3 protein-coding genes and 1 pseudogene are annotated in these 2,971 nt (G+C 68.3%); 3 read left to right on the forward strand and 1 reads right to left on the reverse strand.

Annotated elements, in window-relative coordinates:
- From V7Q31_RS18360 to V7Q31_RS18370, 3 genes are all read left to right on the forward strand, one after another.
- On the forward strand, positions 1–336 hold a 336-nt coding region (locus V7Q31_RS18360; protein WP_333835288.1), incomplete at its 5' end, for a hypothetical protein.
- On the forward strand, positions 333–1,472 hold the full coding sequence (locus V7Q31_RS18365) for an ABC transporter permease (RefSeq protein ID WP_333835289.1): 1,140 nt from the start codon (positions 333–335) through the stop codon (positions 1,470–1,472). The genes V7Q31_RS18360 and V7Q31_RS18365, both read left to right, overlap by 4 nt.
- Positions 1,469–2,152, forward strand: coding sequence for an ABC transporter ATP-binding protein (locus V7Q31_RS18370; RefSeq protein ID WP_333835290.1), 684 nt, complete (start codon positions 1,469–1,471; stop codon positions 2,150–2,152). Before V7Q31_RS18365 ends, V7Q31_RS18370 begins: the two co-directional genes overlap by 4 nt.
- 532 nt (positions 2,153–2,684) lie before the next feature.
- Here the strand turns inward: V7Q31_RS18370 and V7Q31_RS18375 are convergent.
- Positions 2,685–2,971 (reverse strand): annotated as a pseudogene (locus tag V7Q31_RS18375) (alpha-D-ribose 1-methylphosphonate 5-triphosphate diphosphatase); the annotation flags it as partial.

Raw genomic sequence — 2,971 nt, forward strand, 5'->3', positions numbered from 1 at the left:
ATCGGCCGCCAGGTCGACCCGGAGACGCGCGAGTTCACAGCCGAACTCGCGCTCGGATCGCTCCCCCCGAACTGGGCCATCGGCCAGCGCGGCTCGGCGGCCATCACGGTCGACCACAGGCCCGAGGCGCTCGCGCTGCCGACAGAGCAGGTCGTCTGGCGCGCCGGGACCGCGGGCGCCTGGGTTCTCGAGGATGGCCGGGCCCGTTGGCGCCTGCTCGAACTGGGCGCGGTCACCGACGGCCGGATCGAGGTGCTCGCCGGGCTTGAGAGCAGGGCCGCCGTTCTCGAAGGGCCGACGCTCTACGAGGGCATGCGGGTGAGGCCCCAGCCATGAACCTCGCCTTCAAGGACATTCGTCACAACCTCGCCCGCTTCGTCATTACGCTCTTCGGCGTCGGGCTCCTGATCACCGCCAGTGTCGGCATGGTCGGGCTCTACCGCGGCATCGTGGCCGATGCGACGCTGCTGATCGACCGGATCGGACCCGACTACTGGGTCGTTCAGGGCGGCAAGGCGGGGCCGTTCGCGGAGTCGTCCCTGATTGCCTCGACCATGGATCGGCGCGTTGCGGGGCTCGCGGGGGTAGCGCGCGTGCGCCGCTTCATGCAATCGGACCAGCAGATCGTCCACGCGGGTGTCCAGCGGCGCGCGACGCTGGTCGGCCTCGATTATACCGAGGACGAGGGCGACTGGATCGAGCTCGTCCGTGGCCGCCCTCTCGCCCAGGGTCGCTACGAGGTGATCGCGGACGCGAGCCTCGGTTTCGCAATCGGCGACAGGATCGACCTCGCGCGCGACACCTACGAGGTGGTGGGCATCGCCCAGCACATGATAAGCGCCATGGGCGACGGGCTGATCTTCGTGACGATCAACGACGCGCTCGACATCGCGCGGCACAAGGCGAACGAGGAGGTCCGGCTGGCCCGGGCAGCCTCGGGCCTCGGCGCCATGCCCGCGGAGAGCAAGATCGCGGCGATCCTCGTCGACCTCGACCCCGGCGCGGACGCGGCCGCGCTTGTGCGCACCGTCATGGGCTGGGGCGACGCAAACATCCTCTCGAACGCGGCGCAGACCGACCTGTTCCTCAACCAGCGGCTCTGGCGCCTGCGGGTTCAGGTGCTGGCCTTCACGGCCGTGCTTCTCGCTGTCATGGCCATTGTCATTGCGCTCATCGTCTACACCATGACGCTTGAGAAGCTGACGTCGATCAGCCTCCTGAAGCTGATCGGCGCCCGCGACGGCATGATCTACGGCATGATCGTCCAGCAGGCGGCGCTGATCGGCATCGGCGGCTATGCCGTCGGGGTCGCGCTCGCCCATCTGGTGTTCCCGCTCTTTCCGCGCCGCGTCGTGCTCGACCCTGAGGATCTGGCGGTCATGCTGGGGGTCGTGCTGCTGTTCAGCCTTCTGGCGGCGCAGCTCGGCATCCGCCGCGCGATGCGGACCAGGGCGCAGGATGTCCTGTCATGACCCCGCTGCTCTCGATCCGCCATGCGGCGAAGCACTATCCGAGCGGCGACACCATCGTGAAGGCGCTCGACGGCGTCTCGCTCGACCTCCACGGCGGCGAACTCGTCGCGATCATGGGGCCGTCGGGGTCGGGAAAGAGCACCTTCCTGCTGATCGCCGGGCTGATCGACCGGCCGAGCCACGGCGAGGTGCACTTCGCCGGAAGGCCGATGTCCTCCCCCGAGAGCGACCTCGATCGGTTGCGCGACTTCCGGCGGCAGAACATCGGCTTCGTCTTCCAGAAGGCCAATCTGATCCCCTTCCTGAGTGCTGTGGAGAACGTGGCCATCGCGATGGAGATGGACGACGTCGCGCCGGGCGACGCCCGTGATCACGCGATCACGCTCCTCGAGGCGCTGGGGCTCGGCCATCGCACGGACAATCTGCCGAACCGCCTTTCAGGCGGCGAGCAGCAGCGGGTGTCGATCGCGCGGGCACTCGCGAACGACCCCAGGCTTATCCTCGCCGACGAGCCGACGGCGGCGCTCGACAGCGTCCGGGGCCGCCAGGTGGTCTCGCTTTTCCGGCAGATCGCGGACGCGCGCGGGACCGCGATCGCCGTCGTCACCCATGACGCGCGCAATCTGGACATGTTCGACCGGGTGATCGCGTTTGACGACGGCCGGATCGTTTCGCGATAGCGTCAGCCGGTCTCGTCGGGGCGGGCACGCACAACGCGGGCACGATCCCGGCTTTGCCGCGCTCGGCATGAACGGCTGAACAGGCTCCGTCTGGGCCAGGGCCATGAGGGGTCAACGCGTCGAGGTCTCATATCTCCAAGGCTGGCGACCGGACAGGATTGCGGGCGACCCAGCCAGTCGGGCGAATGGCCGTCTACCGGCTTCCGGCCCGGACACTTCGCCCGGCCGAAATCGGGAGAAGCACCACGCAAGCGGCCTGCGGAGGCGTTGCATGGCGACCGGCTGGTCCGAGCGCTCGCCGCTCATTCAGGATATCTTTCTGACGTGCACGCCATGCCCCTGATCCACCACGGCGATAGGTTTGGCAATGGCCAATAACGCCCAAGTGTGGGCGACTTAGTCTACGGTCAGTCCGACGTGGCCCAGGAGCGAGCGTACCCGGGCATCAACCCGCACGGCCTCTCGTTCGTATCCAGCGTGATCTCCGTAGCAATGGGGTTGTCGACGTGACCTGCGCGAAGGCACGAAGTTCTTACCCGGATAGGCCGATGAGCGCGCCCGCGCCATGCACGAGGTGCCCTGCGACGATTGTCGCGACCAGTTCCGGCCGCCCGTCTGCGCCTTCCCGCACCAGCACGACGTCGCCGCGCAGCCCATCGGCCAGTGCACCCCGGTCGTCGAGCCGCGCCGCACGGGCCGGGTTGGTCGAAGCCATCGCCCAGGCGTCGGCAAAGGCGATCCCGTGCGTCCGCGCCAGCCGGAATGGCGCATGGAGCAGCGCCGGATAGTAGTAGTCCGACGCCAGCACGTCGCAGAGTC

Origin of the sequence: Rubrimonas sp. (assembly GCF_036788415.1) — a bacterium.
GTDB lineage: Bacteria > Pseudomonadota > Alphaproteobacteria > Rhodobacterales > Rhodobacteraceae > Rubrimonas.